We start from the raw sequence: 20,204 nt of genomic DNA, 5'->3' as shown, positions 1-20,204 counted from the left end.
CGCCTATGTTAAGCTACAAAGCTCAACATTTTTGTTTAAAGGATGAAATCTTGCTGGCAATCTAACTAGCCCATTCCCCATGAATAAAATCTGCTGCTATGGAGGCTGAAATACTTGTGGCAGAAAGATTGCTGGACTTTAGCAACAAAGTAAGTCTGTTGAGGCGTGTTTAGAATGAATATAGTTAGCAGCTGATTCTACACACAGAGCTACAGAGGAACGCAATGCTAATTTTTGAGGAACACTTTCAAGATAATCGTTGTAGTTGGGTGACACGAGATAGCTCAGAGTGCAGCCTTTACATGGAAGTGGGTCACTATGTATTTGACCACAAACGTGAAGGTGATGCTTATTGGCTATCGTGGAACTCGGCGGAGTTCTTTTATGACAGGACTGATTTTCATATTCATATGGTCTTAGAAAAAGCTGCTGGTGTAGATGATCATGGATATGGTTTTGTTTGGGGACTGTTAGACGATCGCAATTTTTTTGAGTTTGTGATTTCTGGTCATGCTTGCTATCGCATTGCTGAGGTCAGAAATGGTAGTTTTGTCAATTATACAGATTGGAAACGCTGCGATCGCATTCAGCGTGGTAATGCTGTGAACTTATTAGAGATTTGCCGTGTAGGTAAATTTGTCGAATTCTACATTAACAGTACCCTTGTAGACAAATTCCCCGCAGACAAATTAATGGATGTCCCAGGGCGAAATTTTGGTTTTGTCATTCACGATAAAATCAAAATGAAAGTTCATAGCCTGATGGTGAGTGCGCCGGATACGGAAAAAGACTTCAGTGATGTGAGTCTAGAGGTTTATGAATCTAGATATGAAACCAAAGCTACCTTTGTTGAGCATGAGCCACCGGACGACGATAGTCTAGAGCTAGTGTTTGCAGACTTAAAAGCACTAGTTGGGCATGAACGCACCAAGCAACAACTTTTCTCTCTAGCCAACTACTTGAAAGTGCAAACCGAACGGCAAAAACGCGGGCTGAAAACTGTAGACACATCACTACACCTGATGCTGTACGGACCTCCAGGGACAGGTAAAACCACAATTGCCCGTTTAGTGGGGCGGTTGTATAAACAATTAGGATTTCTGGAACGGGGACACGTTGTAGAAACTGATCGCGCCGGGATTGTGAGTGGGTATATTGGACAAACTGCGCTCAGGGTGGAAAATGCTGTCCAGCAAGCCTTAGATGGTGTACTGTTCATCGATGAAGCTCACTCCCTTGCACCCGAAGATAGCCCTAATGATTATGGCAAGGAAGCATTGCAGATATTAATTAAACGCATGGAAGATCATCGCGATCGCTTCGCGGTAGTCATAGCTGGCTACACTGAGGAAATGGATCGTTTACTAGAATCCAACCCCGGTTTTAAATCCCGACTGCACCGTTTATTTTACCTTGATCATTACAATCCCCATGAATTGTTATTAATTTTCAAGAAATTCTGCCACGATAACGGCTACATCCTCGACCCCTCGGCAAATATTATCTTACAAGCTACCTTTGAACTTGCTCATGTCAAACGAGATAAGAGTTTTGGCAATGGACGTTTTGCCCGTGCTTTATTTGAACGGAGTATTGAACAACAAGCTAATCGCATTGTCCATGATCTTCACAAGTTAGATAATTCTCAGCTAACTCTAATTACGGCTGAAGATTTATCCGGAAGTTAGAATTTCTAGAGCAAAAAATATTCAAAATCAAACTGTAGAGTGCGTCAGCGTGCGAATACCTCGCCATAGCAAGAAATTATTCGGACTGACACACCCTACTAGCTTTTGCCTCAAGTTGTACTAGTCAAATTCTGGAAACCACAAATCAGAGATATTTACTAGGACTTACGCATTGATCAAAACATCATCTATGTCGTTTAGATAATGATGTCATGACGAAGGTTAGCAAAATATGCTCATGTACAACTAAAGTGAATAGATTTCGTTATACTTCATACCAATTACTAATTCTTATTTCAGCGCGTATCAACTACAATCTAACAGCTATAAGAGCATCTGGTTTGGCGCGCAAAAATTTTTTCACTGTTATCTTGAGTTGATTTGTAAGGTAGTATTTAAAGATGATTGGTGAAGCTCGGAGGGCTAAAAATGGCTCATTATCCTGCAAGAAGTGGAATGAGCGATCATAGATTACTGGATTAATATCAGCCTTATTGCCACATTATGACTGAACCTGAGATTTAAAATAGGCACAGTCAAAAATAATACAAATCATAAAAAAATGGTATAACATATAACGGTATAGCAAACAACAGCCTAGAGGCTGAACTCTCTTAGCAGCTTGGTAAGATAGAATGCATAACTAAAGGGTTATTACTTAACTTGTATTTTTTTAAGCTGCTTTAGTTACCTACTGACTCACTTCCTGTCTTCAATTGCATTTATCTTACATAATGCACCTATTTACAAGGTTGAAATAATGCAAACATGAACAGTTTTATAACTGATTGGATAGTGAAAATCCAAGTTTCCCATAAAAATTGTGACTTGGATTATTGTATTTTTAAATAGAGATAATGATTAGGCGACTAGAAGGCTATCAGCACAAAGAAGTACTTCGACAAGATAATAGTACAGTTCTTTATCGTGGAATTAAAGAACTAGAAAAAACACCTGTACTAATAAAATATATTAAAACAGAGTACCCAACTCTCGAAGATATTGCTCGGTTCAAATATGAATATAAAATTCTTCAGTCGCTAGATATTGCAGGAGTTATTAAGTGCTATGTGTTAGAAGATAGCCATCAGTTCTGGGCAATGATTCTGGAAGATTTTGGAGGAGAACCACTTTCAAAATATCTGAGTCAAAGATCGCTCCATGTAAGTGATTTTCTACACATTGGAATTCAGCTTGCCGAAACACTAGTAAAACTTAATCAATACAACGTTACTCACAAGAATTTAAAAACTACTAATGTGCTGTTCAATCCGCAAACTGGACAGGTTAAAATTGACGACTTTAGCCTTGCTACTTATTTGTATGGAGAAAAGCAAACAATTAGTAATCAGAATATTTCTGAAGATGCGCTTGCTTATATATCGCCTGAGCAAACAGGGCGGATGAACCGCTTAGTTGATTACCGTACAGATTTCTATTCTTTGGGCATTGTGTTCTATGAAATGCTGACACGACAATTGCCCTTTCAAAGTACTGAACCCCTAGAACTCGTTCATTGCCATATTGCTAGAACTCCAATTTCTCCTTGTATAATTGCCAAAAATCTTGGCTTAAGAGAAATCCCCCAGGCAGTTTCTGATGTTGTGATGAAACTTTTGGCAAAGACAGCAGAAGAGCGTTATCAAAATGCGTTGGGACTGAAAGCAGATTTGGAAATGTGTTTAAAATCGCTAGAAGCTACTGGAGAAATTGCGCTCTTCCAAGTCGGGCAATTAGATTTATACAGCCAATTCTCGATTCCGCAAAAACTTTATGGTCGTGAATCTGAGGTCAAAATTTTGATGGCTGCCTTTGAGCGTATCAGTCAAGGCACAACAGAAATGATGTTGGTAAGTGGCTACTCTGGGGTTGGTAAGTCATCTCTAGTCTATGAAATTCATAAGCCAATCGTGCGTCAGCATGGGTATTTTATCTTTGGTAAGTTTGACCAGTTTAAGCGCAACATTCCTTATGCTGCTCTGATTCAGGCTTTTCAAGAATTAATGCGCCAGTTGCTTACTGAAAGTAGCGAACGGATTAGTATTTGGCGGGCAAAATTGTTAAAAGCATTGGGTGCGAATAGTCAGGTGATAATTGATGTGATTCCTGAAGTCGAACGAATTATCGAACCTCAACCCGCAGTACCAGAACTGGGAGCATCAGAATCTCAAAATCGATTTAACCGTGTCTTCAGACAGTTCATTCATGTGTTTTGTCAACTGGAACATCCTTTAGTCCTGTTTTTGGACGATTTACAGTGGGCAGATTTAGCATCATTGAAATTAATGCAATTGTTGATAACTGACCCAAATAGTAAATATCTGTTGTTGATAGGTGCATATCGAGATAACGAAGTAAGCGTGACTCATTCATTAATGCTGACGCTCTCTGACCTTGAGCGAACAGGGGCAGTGATTAACAATATTGTGCTTCAGCCGTTACATCAGGTTGATGTTAGCAAGTTAATTGCTGATACATTTCAAAGCAATCAAGAGACATCGCTCTTGATGCGCCACTCCGTGTCTACAAACTCTCTAGCGGAATTAGTCTTTAATAAAACTCAAGGCAATCCTTTCTTTTTATCACAACTACTCAAATCCCTTTATCAAGATAAATTATTGTTTTTCAACTTTAATCAAGCCCGTTGGCAGTGGGACATCGAAAAGCTGTTAGATATCGAGATTACAGATAATGTTGTTGAATTAATGGTTAGCCGAATTCAAAAGCTATTGCCAGCAACTCAAAATGTTCTGAAGTTGGGTGCTTGTGTTGGTGACAAATTTACCTTGGAAGTCCTTAGTATTGTTAATGAAAAATCTTTATCAGAGACGGCATTGGATTTATGGGAAGCGTTGCAAGTTGGGCTGATTTTGCCATTAAATCAATACTATAAAATTCCCCTAGTTATTGATTTAGAAAAATTTAGTAAGAGACATGAGGAGGAAAATACTTCACTTTTAACTGTTTCTAGCCCTCCAAAAATTATTTATAAATTTTTGCACGATCGCGTACAACAATCGGCATATTCACTTATTGCCAAAACTGAGCGCAGCCAAACGCATTTGAGAATTGGAGAATTGTTACTTGAGCATACGCCAGAAGAGGAACTTGAAGAGAACATTTTTGAAATTGTTAATCAATTAAATATAGGTATTCACTTATTAACTCTACAGAAGCATAAAGATGAACTAGCAGCACTAAATTTGATGGCAGGTCAAAAAGCCAAGAGAGCTACAGCTTATGACCCGGCACTAAAGTATTTAAAGGGAGGATTGGGATTACTTTCAGGAATGAGTTGGCAGACAAATTATGATTTAACATTGGCACTGTATGTAGAAGCAACCTCAGCCGAGTTTCTCAATAATAATTTTGCACAAACGGCAATCTTAGCAGATATTGTTTTAAACAATGCCAAAAATATTTTAGATAAAGTTAAAGTATATGAAATTCAAATTCAATATAGCGTTTCGCAGAACAAATTGAAAGAAGCGATCGCTATTATCTTACAAGTAATAGAAATGCTGGGAATTACTCTCAGTCAAGATCCTCCTCATGCCTTAACCAAACAGTATAAAAATTCATTGACGGTTGAAAGTTTAAGTAGCCTGCCACCAATGACAGACGAATATAAACTAGCCGCAATGCGAATTTTGATGACAGCAGGCCCTCCCACTTATTTTGCAGATGCTCAGTTATTCACCTCAATTATTTTCACGATGGTATATCTGTGCATTCAATATGGAAGTTCGGCAATGGCGGCCTATGGCTATGCTTGTTATGGTTTGATTTTGGCAGATCGGTTAGGAGAAATTGATGCTGGGTATCAATCTTGTCTGTTAGCTTTACAACTTCTCGATCGCTACAATGCCAAAGAACTCAAAGCTGAAATTTGCGAAATTTTTAATGGTCATGTGCGACATTTTAAAGACCCTCTCACTGCCGTATTAGAACCAATGCTAGAGGGGATTCAAAGTGGTTTGGAAGTTGGTAAAGTTCAATATGCCTCATATATTGCTGCTTTTTATTCAGCTGCTTTGTTTTATACGGGCGAGAACTTAGAAAGTGTCGCTCAAAAGCTCAAACATCGTTTAGAATTACTCAATAGTTTGAGCAATCAAGTTTGCATTGATTATGCCAAAATCTGGCAGCAGATGGTAGCAAATTTACTAGGTGACTCCACACATAAGTTTGAATTAGTTAGCGATCGCTTTAACGAAACAGAAATGTTAAAGACGTTAATCGCAGCTGATAATTAAACAGCTTTATCCGCCCTTTATCTTGCCAAAACTAATCTACTGTATCTATATAAAGAGTACGCTCAGGCAATAAAAAATGCCAGGATTGCAGAACGTTATATCGGTAGTGTTATGGGGACAATAAATGTCTCTGAACATAGTTTTTATTATATGTTGGCTTTGCTTGGGCAGTATCCCCATACAACTATTGAAGAACAACATCAGTACTTACAAATAGTTCAGTTGCGCCAACAGCAGATGGAACAATTAGCGAATGCTGCACCCATGAACTTTTTGCATAAGTATGAGTTAGTTGAAGCAGAAAAAGCAAAAGTTTTAGGGCAACACTATCGAGCAATGGAGTATTATGATCGCGCAATTCAAAACGCACGAGAGCATGGTTACTTTCAAGAAGAAGCTCTAGCTGCGGAATTGGCGGCAGAATTTTACTTTGTATGCAAAAGAGAACGCCTTGCCAGAGATTATTTAACAGATGCTTACTACGGTTATCTGCGGTGGGGCGCAATCGCAAAAGTTCGAGATTTAAAAGAACGTTATCCGCAAGTCTTCCCTGGGGATCAAACGCTAACAAATATAGGGATTACAGCCAACGATACAATTGGACTCGATTTAGCAAGATTAGATTTAGCTACTGTCATTAAAGCTTCCCAAGCACTTTCTGATGAAATGATTCAGAGTAAATTGCTTGACAAATTAATGAACAGTATGATTGAAAATGCAGGAGCAAGAACCGGGATGCTTCTCTTACAACAATCAGACCAATGGGTTCTAGTAGCTGAGGGATTTGTAGATAGAGACAACGCTATTCTGTTGCCAGTTAAACCAATAGAAGCAAGTCCAATACCTGTAGCATTAATTAACTATGTTGCTAGAACTCAATCTACTTTAGTATTGGATGACGCAACTGAGGAAAAACTTTTTATTGACGATCCTTACATTCGGAACAATCGGCCTAAATCTGTGCTTTGTTTGCCGATTATTTATCAAAGTAAACTCAAAGGTATTCTTTATTTAGAAAACAACCTCGCTAAAGGTGTGTTTACTCAAAACCATGTGAAAGTATTGAGTTTATTAGCTTTCCAAGCTGCAATTTCTCTGGAAAATGCGGAACTATACCAAGAATTGCAAACATATTCGCAAAAGCTAGAAAGCAAAAATGCCGAGTTGAATCAAATCAATTTATCATTAGCGGCTGAAATTAGCGATCGCCAAGCCTTATCCTTTTTTATGACTTTGACTACAGCAAAAATTCGGATCATAAACAGATGCGTAACTGCTTTATAGCCCCACTCAGCAGGCACTACCGCTAACAGCATTCCACACACTCCCTCAACCCAAAAATAATTTATATGCCGGATTTTGGCTTTCATCCCAATAGCCGTAACCGAGGGTATCCAGAAATGCCTGCCATTCCTCCATTTCCTGGGGAGGTACTTGCATTCCCACCACAATCCGTCCGTAGTCTGAGCCATTATTGCGGTAGTGGAACATACTAATATTCCAGTTGGGACTCATGGAAACGACAAATTTCATCAATGCGCCGGGACGTTCGGGAAACTCAAATCGATAGAGTAGTTCATTGTGTGCTAAGGGAGAATGTCCCCCAACCATGTGCCTTAAATGCAGTTTTGTCAGTTCATCATCAGTTAAATCGATAATGGGGAAACCACAATCTTCAAAGGTTTCTAGCATCTTGACTCTATCGGCACGGTTTTGGATTTGCATCCCGACAAAAATATGGGCAATTTTCTCATCAGCAATACGATAGTTAAACTCTGTTAAGTTGCGTCTACCAATACATTCACAAAACTTATGTAGACTTCCTGGTGCTTCGGGGATGGTGACGGCAAAGATGGCTTCGCGGCGTTCGCCAAATTCGGCACGTTCGGCAACAAACCGCAACCGATCAAAGTTCATATTTGCACCGCAGGCGACGGCTATTAAGGTTTGTCCTTGAATTTGCTCCCGTTCGACATAGGCTTTTGCACCGGCGATCGCTAATGCCCCGGCAGGTTCTAAAATAGATCGGGTATCCTCAAACACATCTTTAATTGCGGCACAGGTGGCATCTGTATCCACCAAAATGATTTCATCTACATATTCTTGACACAGCCTAAATGTTTCTTCCCCTACTTCTCGCACTGCTACCCCATCGGCAAATAGACCCACCTGAGACAACCGCACCCGTTTACCTGCTTTTAATGATTGGTGCATCGCATCAGCATCTATTGGTTCTACACCAATAATTTTGATTTCGGGACGGAGACGTTTCACATAGGCAGCAATCCCAGAAATCAAGCCACCGCCACCAATCGCCACGAATATGGCATGAATTGGCTGCTGGTATTGCCTGAGAATTTCCATGCCAATAGTTCCCTGTCCAGCTATGACATGAGGATCATCAAAAGGATGAATGAAGGTTAAACCCTTTTGAGCCTCCAGTTGTCGAGCAAAGGCGTAAGCATCATCATAGGTATCCCCATACAGTACCACCTCTCCCCCTCGCGCCTTGACTGCATCTATCTTTACCTGGGGTGTAGTCACAGGCATAACGATAATGGCTTTTGTTCCTAACCGACTTGCACCCAATGCCACACCTTGGGCATGATTACCCGCAGAGGCAGCAATTACGCCCTGTGCTAGTAAGTCCGGCGTGAGGTTAGCCATTTTGTTGTAAGCACCGCGTAGCTTAAAGGAAAATACAGACTGCATATCTTCCCGTTTCAACAAGAGTTGATTATTCAGTCTGGCAGAAAGATTCGGGGCATACTCCAGAGGAGATTCCTGAGCAACATCGTATACACGAGCAGTCAGAATTTGTACTAGGTAGTCACAAAACATGGGGTAGATGGGATGAGCAAGGGCTGGATAAGGATTAATTTTACGTTAAGTTTGTCACCATACTTTGGTAGTTATTAGCGATCGCTACTAATTCAATTATTTAGTCTGAAAAATATTTTGCACCATCTTTTTATCTGTACTGGCTGCTGCTTGATCTAACTCCGCAATTTCACCAGCATCTAATTGCCAACCCAAAGCACCAATATTATTCTGCGCCTGGGTGACAGATTTTGCGCCCGGTATAGGCATAGTTCCCTTAGAGATGCACCAGTTAATGGCAACTTGGGACATAGTTTTATTTCTAGATTCTGCCACAGCGCGTAAACAGGCTAAGAGCGATCGCGCTCCGGGGAGTAATTGTCTAAATAATAAACCTCTGATACCTTTGGGGTAAGGACTGTTTTCTGAATATTTCCCTGTTAATATCCCCAAACCTAAAGGACTATAAGCGATTAGTTGTATACCCAAGTCATCACATACTTCTTTTAGTCCCAATTCGGTGACAGGATATGTAGATAGCAGCGAGTATTGCACTTGCAAAGTTTTAATTGGTATTCCCCGTGCCGCAAACTTTTGATGTACACGTTGCAGGCGTTTAGTGCCGTAATTAGATAATCCCACACCCTTGACTAAACCTTGTTCGTACAAATCAGCTAAACCATCCAAAAGTCCCTCTTCTTGCCAGGGGGCATAATTTGCCGTTGACCAGTGCATCTGAACTAAATCAACATTTCTACCCAAGCGTTGTGCTGAAGCGTTACAAGCTTTAATCATTGACTGGCGTGTCCATCGCCAAGGGTATGCAGCCAACTTGGTAGCAATGCAGATATGGTTTTGGTTGACACCTTGATAGGAGCGAGAAAATTGTCCTAAAAGTAATTCACTACGTCCCTGCAAGCGTCCAGTTCCGTAAGAATCGCCTGTATCAAATAGAGTCACACCGTTATTTACACACAAGTTAAACACCGCTTGCAATTGGTCGTCCATACTTTCAGTGTAGCCCCAAAGCAATTGGTTGCCCCATGCCCAAGTTCCACAACCCATCTGTGGTAAAGATAATTCTTGGCTAGCTTGCATATATATTTATCCTAAAAATTCAGCGTTTATTTCATCACAATACTAGTAAGTTTGTAGTGAGGACTTTAGTCCTCAATTTAAGGACTAAAGTCCTTACTACGAACCTGAAAAATTTACTAAGCTAGGGTCATGTCATCTAAAAAAGTACAGCATTAGTATATGACTACTGATATCAACTTGCCGGGAAATATATTAAACAGCCTAAAAAACGAGCAACTGCAAGCAGAAGAAGAAATATTTCAATGGACAAAGCAGTGGTATCCAATAGCGGTTGTGGAATTTCTTGAGCCTGCTCGTCCCCATGCGATGCAGTTATTGGGTAAGGATATTGTATTGTGGCGGGATAGTGCAGGAAAATGGCGTTGCTTTGAAGATTTTTGTCCCCATCGACTTGCTCCCCTTTCCCAAGGACGGGTAGAAGCTGATGGTACACTTCTATGTGCTTATCATGCTTGGCGGTTTGATGCTGAAGGTAAATGTGTCAGTATTCCTCAGTCTCTAGATAAGCAGACGGAAGAAAAAAACTGCGACAATCCCAAATCCTGTGCGGTTGTCTATCCTACCCAAGAGAATCAAGGCTTATTGTGGGTATGGGGGGAAGGTGGAGAAGAAGCACAACTAGAAAGCCAGTGGCGAAAACCACGCCTTGTTCCCGAATTAGAAGAAAATTCAGAGCAAGTGGAGCAATTTTTTTGGAACTTCCGGGATTTGCCCTATGGATGGGATTATTTCATGGAAAACGTTGCCGATCCTGCCCATGTACCTGTTTCTCATCATGGAATTGTAGGCGATCGCTATAAAGATGCCAAGTATTATGACATGATTCCCACCCGCAAGATATCTACCCAAGATGGCTTTGCTTTTGAAATTCAACCCACAACGGGCAACATTGAGCAAGCAATTCACGACTTCCAGCCACCTTGTCACATGAGAATTTCCTCCACCCCAAAAGATGGCGGCAAATTCATTTTGGCTTTGTATGCTACTCCTACCCATCCAGGATGGTGTCGCCACATTGGCTGTCAGGTGTTCGTCAAAAATCCCCAAGGCAAAAAACCCCAAGGATTATCAATTTTTGGTCTACCCTTACCAACTTGGTTAGGTCATGTGTTAGCGTCCTTGTTCCTGCACCAAGATATGGTATTTCTGCATTACCAAGAAAAAACTATTGCCCAGAGAAAACAGGGTAAATGGCTTGATGCTGTCTTTACACCCAATCCCCAAGACAAGATGGTGATTACATTTCGCCAATGGCTAGACAAACGCGCTGGCGGCGGTATCCCTTGGGCGGAAGGCTACAGCCATGATTTACCTTTGGGAGAAATAGAGCATCAAAAGCTATTTGATGTCTGGACAACACACACCCAACATTGCACCGTTTGCCAAAATGCCCTTGCTAACATCAATCGTTTAAAGGTGTCGGCTTATGTAGTAGCGGCTGTATGTTTCTTGTTGGCAGTTGTATTAGACGCACGCATGGTAGCGACACAAGCAATATTAGAGAAATCTGTGGCAGTTCTCCCACCGGCAGGATTTTGGTTAGCACTAGGAGGTGGAATTTTGTTTGCAGTAGTTGGATACCTGTTGCAAAAATTCAGTCGGCTATTTTATGTCTATGAATTTCAACACTTTCGCAATCCATAATACAAAGCACCCCACTTGTAGAAACGTAATTTATCGCATCTCTACATATTCCCCCTTCCCTGTCTACGACACGCTCCGCGAAAGTAGAGAAGGGGGTTAGGGGGTTAGGTTTCGCGTTAGCTTTTCCACATAACGTGAAAAATCAGAACTTGCTTCCGCGTAGCGGGGGGGAGCATCGTTACGAACTAAACTAACTCTTTGATCACTTGCTCAACATTACGCCCATAAATTTGTTGACTATATTGCTGCCAATTATCATCTGAAGAATAGGGATGTCGATTTAATGTTGCTTGTTGCACATAGGCCATCCACGGACGACGCAACTGCTCATATTTTTGGAAGGCTTCTGCTATGGCTTGTCTGTTATTCCAGTTATTTTCTGCGGCAATTTGAGCAATTAATACCACCACTGCTAAAGCATCTTCTAAACCTTGATTAGCACCTTGAGCCATGAATGGAGGCATTCCATGCGCCGCATCACCAACTAAAACAACTCTCCCGGCGTTCCAAGTTGGTTGAATTGGTTTGGTTTCACTCTCAGAAATAATTGCCCGATGAATGTAATAAGGACGCTGTTCTATATTTTCTGGAGGTGATAACCGGACTAATTGTTTCAGGACATAGGGATATCCAGCTTGCTCAAAGGCTTGTACAGCTAACTCAATCAAAGAATTACCAGACTTACCTTGTAAAGCTACCAAAGGTATAGGTAAGTGGATGAGATAGCCAAATTGATTAGTAATGCGACTGCGGAATAACATCATCCTTGTGTCTTCCATTTCACCGGCCGCATTTTTGGATATCTCATCATGACAGATAGTAGTAACTCGTGAGTTCTGTAAGAATTTTGCTGCAATTTCTATTTCTAATTCTTGGGGAATATCAGCAATTTCCCGGCAATATATAGCAGCAAATCCAGAATATTCTGGCTGGGCATAATCTTGGTAAGGGCTACCTTTGTAAAGCACTCGACGAATTGTTGAATTAATTCCGTCGGCAGCTACAACCAGCCTAGCTCGAAATGATTTATTAGTGACTGATGCTGGGGAATTTGTATCTACATTTTCGGCTTTGTTATCATTCCAATGGGCATAGGGATTGCCTTCTGCTGTAGTGTCAGAAACACAATCTATCCGCACACAATCATTTTCTAGTTCATCTACAATATTTATACAACGGTGATTAGCTTTGACAATTTCTTGGGGTAATTGTTGTCTTAAAGTGGTCTGCAAATCATACCAAGCTAGTGACACTCTTCCTTCGCCATATTCTTGAACCCAATCATCAAAACTGAGGGAAACTGAGCGAATTACCTGCCCTTGCAAATTTCTATAAAACCATTTGGGTACAGTTTTGGGAAGATTTTCCTCTTTATTAGATACTTGAGAATTAGATAACCCAAGGGCTGTGTTTTTCACAACCATGTAAGCATGAGCATCTAAATATTTCAGAGATTTTAAGCCATTGGGAAGTAAATCTAAAATTTGACCAACTGGAAGAAAAGCGCGGGTTTGGTCTAATACCAAAATTTTTTCAATTCCCCGCTTGTGTAAACCGATCGCAGTTGCTAGTCCAATCGGCCCTGCCCCGACTATGACAACATCGTAGATATCAGCTAACATAACTTTGCTTACCAAAACTAACTATATTCTATTTGAGAACTCTATAGCTTAGGGATGGAGTCAGCAGTCCATCCCATATTGAATTGATTAGCTCCGCGCAATCCCTTCTTCACGAGCAGCTTGTTGTACCGCCGCCGCTACAGCAGTCACAACACGCCCATCAAACACAGAAGGAATAATATGTTCTCGATTTAACTCTGAGGGACTAACTAAAGCCGCGATCGCATGAGCTGCTTGTAAATACATGGTGGTAGTAATTGTCTGCGCCCGACAATCTAAAGCACCCCGGAACACTCCAGGGAAGGCTAAAACGTTGTTGATTTGGTTGGGGTAGTCACTACGACCGGTAGCGATGACAGCCACATCTTTGCTAACTAATTCCGGCTGAATTTCTGGGATGGGGTTAGCCATAGCAAAGATAATGGCATCTTTAGCCATAGATTTCACCATTTCTGGTGTTAATACTCCCGGCGCACTAACACCGATAAATACGTCTGCACCTTGGACTGCGCCTGCTAGCGTACCTTGGGCTTTAACGGCAAATTCTTGTTTTTCTTCATTTAAGTCAGTGCGACTGGTGGAGATAATCCCCTTAGAATCGCACATCCAGATTTTTTCTGCTCCCGCTTTCTTGAGTAGACGCGCGATCGCCACTCCAGCCGCACCAGCACCATTAATCACAATGCGGATGTCTGCAATGGGTTTCTGCACCAATCTCAGAGCGTTAAATAATGCTGCTAAGGTGACAATTGCCGTACCATGTTGGTCATCATGAAACACCGGTATATCTAATTCCTGCCTTAATCGCTGTTCAATTTCAAAGCAACGGGGAGCAGCGATATCTTCCAAATTTACACCCCCAAACACGGGAGCAATATGTTTTACCGCCTGGATAATTTCTTCTGTATTTTGGGTATTTAAGCAAATAGGAAACGCATCTAGCCCGGCAAATTCTTTGAACAACATCGCCTTACCTTCCATCACTGGTAAAGCTGCATGGGGGCCGAGATTGCCCAAACCTAAAACCGCACTACCGTCAGTGACAATGGCGACAGTATTTTGTTTGATAGTTAAATTATAAACCTCTGTGGGGTCTTGAGCGATCGCAGTACACACCCTTCCTACCCCTGGAGTGTAAGCCATTGCTAAATCAGACACACTCTTGAGGGGGATACGGCTAACAATGCTAATTTTGCCACCCCGATGTAAATTAAAAGTCCGATCGTGAACACTTAACAGCTTAATATCAGGAATAGCTTTAACTGCTTGCACAATAGTTTCCGCGTGTTCAGTGCTAGCAGCGTCAACATTGAGGTCACGAATAGAAACGTGGCGAGTTTGTTCAATTAAATCGATTGTACCGATATTTCCGCCACTTTCGGCAATAGCCTGAGCGATCGCCGCCAACATCCCCACCCGATTAGGAATTTGTAACCGCAGCGTGACACTAAAACTGGAATTAGGAGTTAGGTTTGTCATTGTGATGAGAGATTTTAAATTCTAGATTGTATATTGAATCGCTCAGTAAAAATCGAGACTAAACCTAAAATAAGACATTTCCATATTTTTCATCCCACCCAAAAAAAGCTCTCTAAATTAGAGAGCTTTTTAATTTACACCAATTCCTAACAAATTCTCCGCGTACGTCTGCGCTGCACTTTGCGCCGCTCTGCGTTGAAATTTCCCTTTCAACTCATGCAGATTCAACCATGAATAACCGGAGATTGCAAAGCCACAGGTACAGCCTCACCACTAGCCAAATCTAGCGGGAAATTGTGAGCATTACGTTCGTGCATCACCTCTATACCCAAGTTGGCACGGTTCAGCACATCAGCCCATGTATTAATCACACGACCATTAGAATCAAGTATCGAGTGATTAAAGTTAAACCCATTCAGGTTAAACGCCATCGTACTGATACCCAAAGCCGTAAACCAAATTCCCACGACAGGCCAAGCAGCCAAGAAAAAGTGCAAAGAACGGGAGTTGTTAAAACTGGCATATTGCCAAATTAACCGCCCAAAATAACCGTGAGCCGCCACAATGCTATATGTTTCTTGTTCTTGACCAAACTTGTAGCCGTAGTTGACCGACTCAACTTCTGTTGTCTCCCGCACCAGGGAAGAGGATACCAAAGAACCGTGCATGGCAGAGAACAATGCCCCACCGAACACCCCTGCCACACCTAACATATGGAATGGGTGCATGAGGATGTTATGCTCGGCTTGAAAGACAAACATAAAGTTAAAAGTGCCGCTAATCCCCAAAGGCATCCCGTCAGAAAAGCTACCTTGACCAATGGGATAAATTAAGAAAACAGAGGTCGCAGCCGCTACAGGCGCAGAGTAAGCCACACAAATCCAAGGACGCATCCCTAGACGATAGCTCAACTCCCATTGCCGACCAAGCCAGCAAAAGATACCAATGAGAAAATGCAAAATAATCAGTTGATAAGGGCCGCCGTTGTAGAGCCATTCATCCATTGACGCAGCTTCCCAAATCGGGTAGAAATGCAATCCAATGGCGTTGGATGTGGGTACAACAGCACCAGTAATGATGTTATTGCCGTACAACAAAGAACCTGTTACTGGTTCTCGAATCCCGTCAATGTCAACGGGTGGTGCAGCAATAAAGGCAATGATAAAACAGGTGGTAGCTGTTAACAATGTGGGAATCATTAAAACCCCGAACCAGCCGATATAAAGCCGATTTTCGGTGCTAGTAATCCATTGACAGAAACGATCCCAAAAGCTACCTCTTTCGTTTCTTTCTAAAATTGAGGTCATGGCTATGGTATTGATAAAGTGCTAACAACAAGCTTTCTCAATTCTTAAAAATTGAGAACTCAGATGTTTTCAAAGACTTTCGTCAAATACCTTCTCCCCTATCACCGGGATTCTTTTAACTCGCCTCACACTACAAATACTCGAAATATCGTTAACTCATTTCCCCTGGGAGATGGTAAAATTACGGGGCAATTTTCCCGGCTCTATAATTTCGGTTTTACATTAATTTTTTATGTTTTCCCATAAATTTAAATTAAGTTTTTTAAATAAATTGCAATAGAAAAGAAGAGATTGTTAACTAGATAGGAAGGCGGGGGAAGCAGAATTAGAAAAATCCCATTCCCAATACCTAACTTTCTGGTGTAGGTTCTTCTACAGGACGAATAATAGCTGGTGCTGGTGTTACCTCTGGTTGGAAAATTGCCTGCAATGCTTGTTCTAGGGTTTGCGTCATGACAATTCGGTTTTCGTAAGCTACGACTACCCGCACTAAAGTTGGTAGGCTATTTTGAGTTGCTTCTAGATAAATTGGCTCAACATATAGCAAAGAGTCCTCAATGGGAATAATCAATAAATTCCCTTGAATAGCTCTAGAACCTTGACGATTCCATAGAGAAATTTGTTGAGAAATTACTGGGTCTTGATTAATGCGGGCTTCAATTTGTTCTGGCCCATAAACTAGGCGTTCTTTGGGGAAATTATATAACAGCAACTTACCGTAGTTTTCCCCATCCGATCGCGCTGCTAACCAGGCAATTAAGTTAGTCCTTTGCTTGGGTGTGTAGGGTAAGAGCAAAATAAATTCTTCAAAGGGGACACCGGGTAGGCTGGTAATCAAATAATAAGGGTCTACTAAACGGGACTCACTGCCATAAATTTCCTTGGGTATTTGCCACAGGTCTTCCCGGTTGTAAAATACTACGGGATCTGTCATGTGGTAGGTCATCAACCGTTCAGATTGAATTGAGAAGAAGTCTACCGGATAGCGGATATGTTTGCGGAGCATGACCGGCATATCACTGAAGGGTTTGAACATATCAGGAAATATAGCCGACCAAGTGGCAATGATAGGATCTCTTGGGTCAGCAATATAAAATTTTACTGTGCCGTTGTAAGCGTCAATGACAATCTTGACTGAGTTACGAATGTAATTAATGCCTTCGTTATCGGGATCGGAGTAGGGATAGCGATCGCTAGTAGTATAAGCATCCACAATCCAGTAAAGATAATTTTCAATCCCAGGAAACTCTGGATTAGCTTCAGCACTGACTAAATAGGGGTCACTGTCAAATTTTAAAAAAGGTGCGATCGCACGAATTCTTTGCTTGACATTCCGCCGGAACAATACTTTAGTATCCGGTAAAAAGTCTCGTGTAAACAACATTTGCCAATCTTTCAAATATGCGGCAAATAACAACCGTCGCCAGGTTGCACCAATCCGCACACCACCCAAACCATCATAGGTGTTATAAGCATTGTCACTACCACTGGGATAGTCCAATTCTCTAACTCTTGTGTCGGTCATTACATAATTATTAGTAATCTCACCGTAATAAATTCGGGGTTGCCCAATGGGAATGCTGTCACGAATGGCTTGATTGGCGGTATTTAAGGGACTTTCATCACCGCCAGCAATATCTTTGACAAAATATTCTGGTAATCCTCCCGGCCCGACTGTATTTACAGGACTCATCGTAAAGCCGTAACCGTGAGTATAAATTAAATGTCGGTTTACCCATGTTTGTGCCTGCTGGGGGACTGCACTATAGTCTAATTCCCGTGCGGCAATTAGTACCTGTCGCCGTTCTGTAGCCTCATTTATTTCCGAGTCTGGGATTGGTAAGGATCGGGGTGCTGCTGGTCGCCGTGCTTTAACTTCAGTTTCTATGGTGTAGCGATCAATATCTGCATCAGGGAAGCGATAGTAGGGTCGAAATTGTTGTAATTGGCGGTTGGTTTCTAACAATGGTCGCTGATCCCACAGACGAATATTGCGAATTGTCAGGTCGTTGTTTCTAATATCGGCTTCTGTCAGTTTGCCTTGGGGATTAAAATCTTTGGCGTTGATTGAGTCTAAATCAAATGCTTGCCTAGTCAAAGCAATAGTACGCTGAATGTATGGTTCTTCCCGTTGTAATTCGTTGGGTTGAACAATCAAATACTGTACCACCGTGGGCAAGATATTACCTGCTACGACCACGGAAAATAAATATAAACCTAAACCATAAAAGACAAATTGACGATACCGAGATGCAGGTCGCCAAAAGATAGTTCGCCAAAGTAGGTAAGTAGCGATCGCCAATGCCAAACCACACAAACCGTTATAAACTGGCAGTTGGACATTAACATCGGTGTAACTAGCCCCATAACTCACTCCACGGGGAGAATAAACCAGTTCATAGCGACTCAGCCAATAACTGAAAGCCACCAACAGCATCAATAAACTACCCAGTCCGTATAAATGACGCTGTTGCTGGGATGAAAAACCGGGGAATATGCCTTGGCTGAGACTGTCACCAGATAAAAGATAGGTCAGACTGACAGCCACAAAACCATATAAAAACATTCCCATCAGCCAGATTTCTAGCAGTTCCCAAAAGGGGAGAGCAAAGATATAAAAGCTGATATCCAAACCAAATAAAGGTTCAGTGCTGTTAAAGGGTGTAGGGTGGAAGTATTGCAGCACCTTAGCCCAGTTATAGTACATGATCATGCCCAACAAGACGCTGAGAATTACAGCGATCGCATTGAGTAAAAACTGGGAATAAATTAAAATAGCGATCGCTGCACCAATCGCCAAACCTAAATATAAAACTTGACTAAAACTCTGTACGCCTAACTGCCAAAGTGTTTCTAGTCGAAAGGGAACGATGAGGTGAGTTCTGTTAGTAGCAGAAAAATACCCAATAGCGATTTGACCGTAGTGAGCCAGCATTAACCCCACTAATAAGCTCAATATTATAGCTAGGGGTAGTAGCCAGCGTAATTTTAACGGTTTTAAAAGTTTCTCATCGGGTTTGCGAGGCTGACGACGTTGAGGATATTGAGGACTCAGCAGTTTTTTTAATTCGCTACTCAGACTCACCGCCTCTAGCTGAACTTCTTCACTCTTAACAGAGTGGGGATACTTCAGCCGTTGCGCCAAAACCAGATTTCCCAATATATAAGCAGCCGTCACCGCAGTTATGACCACCCATAAACCACCACGAGTCACCAGCCTGACTAAAAATGCTCGCAAATAACCGACTTCCTGAAACCAAAAAATTTCTGCTCCCAAGCGCGAACTGATAACCACGAACATCCACAGCCCCAGGAATACTATTAATATTCTAAAGAACCAGTTCTTAAACATAATTTTAGTAATTGCTGAGTTGTGTTAGCGGTAACAGGGCGTGAGCAGCTTGCTAAGTCAAAAACTTATATTCTATCCCCTAGTTCCCAATCCCCAGTCAACAGTCCCTATTATTTCCTATTTTTAAACCCAATTGAGTATGAGAAAATAGGAATGGGAATTGATTGACTGTTGATTTTTGACTCGAAACAAAAAAGTTCATTCAAGACAGTCTCAACATTTGGTTTTTGGTATCAATCCTGTTAACCAATTTTACTGTCGTTGGTGACTGGTATCTACATTGTAGTTAATACCCAAGCTCAACAACCCCGGAACAGGTAATTGATCAATTGCGTCTCTGCGACCTGTAGCATTGAGTAAATCGACACAATATAAGCACAAATATATAATGCTCAGGGTTTTAATTCCGGTTTATCAGGTGGCATCTACAAAGTAACGCAATCGGAAATTTCTTACTGAGGTTGGTATGAATAGGAGGATTTATATTGGCATGGTGGCATTACCTATCTATTTATCTAATGCCGATGTCAATCTTATCAGTCATAGTGAAGCATCTAGTTTCACAAATCAATCGTTCCCTATAAATGTTGTGGTTGATCAAAAAGCAAATAATCAATCACAGGTGAGGTCATGGCAAATAGCAGATGGACGAGATCAAACAGAGGATTGCTTGCGGAGACGTGACTGCAAAATATAAATTCTCCATCTAGAAATTGTTGCAGCTAAGAGCAAACGGCAGATTGCTTGCTGTTGCTTGTTTGTAAATATTAATACGGCTAAAGATTAAGTTTTTGTTTCAATGAACCCAAGTATATTTTAATATACAAAGATTTTTTTTAGTTGTAGAGGAATAATTTGGTTACAAAAAATATTCAATAGAATATTTGAATGTATTTTTTATATACAAAAAATACATTCAAAATGTACTTCATAGTACC

General features: G+C 41.3%; 11 protein-coding genes. 5 read left to right on the top strand and 6 right to left on the bottom strand.

Annotation, left to right across the window (positions count from 1 at the left end; genetic code table 11):
• The first annotated feature begins 224 nt into the window (after window positions 1-224).
• The 3 genes from VB693_RS21315 to VB693_RS21305 all read left to right on the top strand — a co-directional run bounded on the left by VB693_RS21315 (window position 225) and on the right by VB693_RS21305 (window position 7,228).
• Complete coding sequence (locus tag VB693_RS21315; RefSeq protein WP_323268011.1) at window positions 225-1,688, top strand: AAA family ATPase; 1,464 nt, start codon at window positions 225-227, stop codon at window positions 1,686-1,688.
• Window positions 1,689-2,545: 857 nt separating this feature from the next.
• Entirely contained in the window at window positions 2,546-5,944 is a 3,399-nt protein-coding gene (locus tag VB693_RS21310) for a serine/threonine-protein kinase PknK (RefSeq protein ID WP_323268010.1), read from the top strand.
• Between the two features lie 111 nt (window positions 5,945-6,055).
• Window positions 6,056-7,228, top strand: coding sequence for a GAF domain-containing protein (locus VB693_RS21305; protein ID WP_323268009.1), 1,173 nt, complete (start codon window positions 6,056-6,058; stop codon window positions 7,226-7,228).
• 45 nt (window positions 7,229-7,273) lie between these two features.
• Here VB693_RS21305 and ilvA read toward each other — a convergent pair whose 3' ends face one another.
• Together ilvA and VB693_RS21295 are read right to left on the bottom strand one after the other, a co-directional pair.
• The gene (gene ilvA / locus VB693_RS21300; protein WP_323268008.1) at window positions 7,274-8,785 is read right to left on the bottom strand and encodes a threonine ammonia-lyase, biosynthetic; all 1,512 of its coding nucleotides are present in this window, start codon (window positions 8,783-8,785) and stop codon (window positions 7,274-7,276) included.
• 96 nt (window positions 8,786-8,881) lie between these two features.
• On the bottom strand, window positions 8,882-9,862 hold the full coding sequence (locus VB693_RS21295) for an aldo/keto reductase (protein WP_323268007.1): 981 nt from the start codon (window positions 9,860-9,862) through the stop codon (window positions 8,882-8,884).
• A 159-nt stretch (window positions 9,863-10,021) separates the two neighbouring features.
• Here VB693_RS21295 and VB693_RS21290 point away from each other — a divergent pair, with 159 nt between their 5' ends.
• Window positions 10,022-11,506 (top strand): Rieske 2Fe-2S domain-containing protein, encoded by a 1,485-nt coding sequence (locus tag VB693_RS21290; protein ID WP_323268006.1) that lies wholly within the window; start codon window positions 10,022-10,024, stop codon window positions 11,504-11,506.
• 185 nt (window positions 11,507-11,691) lie between these two features.
• Here the strand turns inward: VB693_RS21290 and VB693_RS21285 are convergent, their stop codons facing one another.
• From VB693_RS21285 to VB693_RS21270, 4 genes are all read right to left on the bottom strand, one after another.
• On the bottom strand, window positions 11,692-13,128 hold the full coding sequence (locus tag VB693_RS21285; protein WP_323268005.1) for an NAD(P)/FAD-dependent oxidoreductase: 1,437 nt from the start codon (window positions 13,126-13,128) through the stop codon (window positions 11,692-11,694).
• 87 nt (window positions 13,129-13,215) lie between these two features.
• On the bottom strand, window positions 13,216-14,607 hold the full coding sequence (locus VB693_RS21280; RefSeq protein ID WP_323268004.1) for a malic enzyme-like NAD(P)-binding protein: 1,392 nt from the start codon (window positions 14,605-14,607) through the stop codon (window positions 13,216-13,218).
• Between the two features lie 224 nt (window positions 14,608-14,831).
• A complete protein-coding gene (gene psbA / locus VB693_RS21275) occupies window positions 14,832-15,914 on the bottom strand; it encodes a photosystem II q(b) protein (RefSeq protein ID WP_323268003.1) in 1,083 nt (360 codons plus the stop codon).
• A 349-nt stretch (window positions 15,915-16,263) separates the two neighbouring features.
• The gene (locus VB693_RS21270) at window positions 16,264-19,266 is read right to left on the bottom strand and encodes a UPF0182 family protein (protein ID WP_323268002.1); all 3,003 of its coding nucleotides are present in this window, start codon (window positions 19,264-19,266) and stop codon (window positions 16,264-16,266) included.
• Between the two features lie 466 nt (window positions 19,267-19,732).
• On the opposite strand from VB693_RS21270, the gene VB693_RS21265 reads away from it, so the two are divergent.
• Window positions 19,733-19,963, top strand: a complete 231-nt coding sequence (locus VB693_RS21265) for a hypothetical protein (protein ID WP_323268001.1) — start codon at window positions 19,733-19,735, stop codon at window positions 19,961-19,963.
• The last annotated feature ends 241 nt before the right edge of the window (window positions 19,964-20,204 follow it).

The sequence above is a fragment of the Anabaena sp. UHCC 0399 genome, from assembly GCF_034931465.1.
Classification (GTDB): Bacteria; Cyanobacteriota; Cyanobacteriia; order Cyanobacteriales; family Nostocaceae; genus Trichormus; species Trichormus minutissimus.
This window is presented reverse-complemented; position numbering and strand designations above follow the sequence as displayed.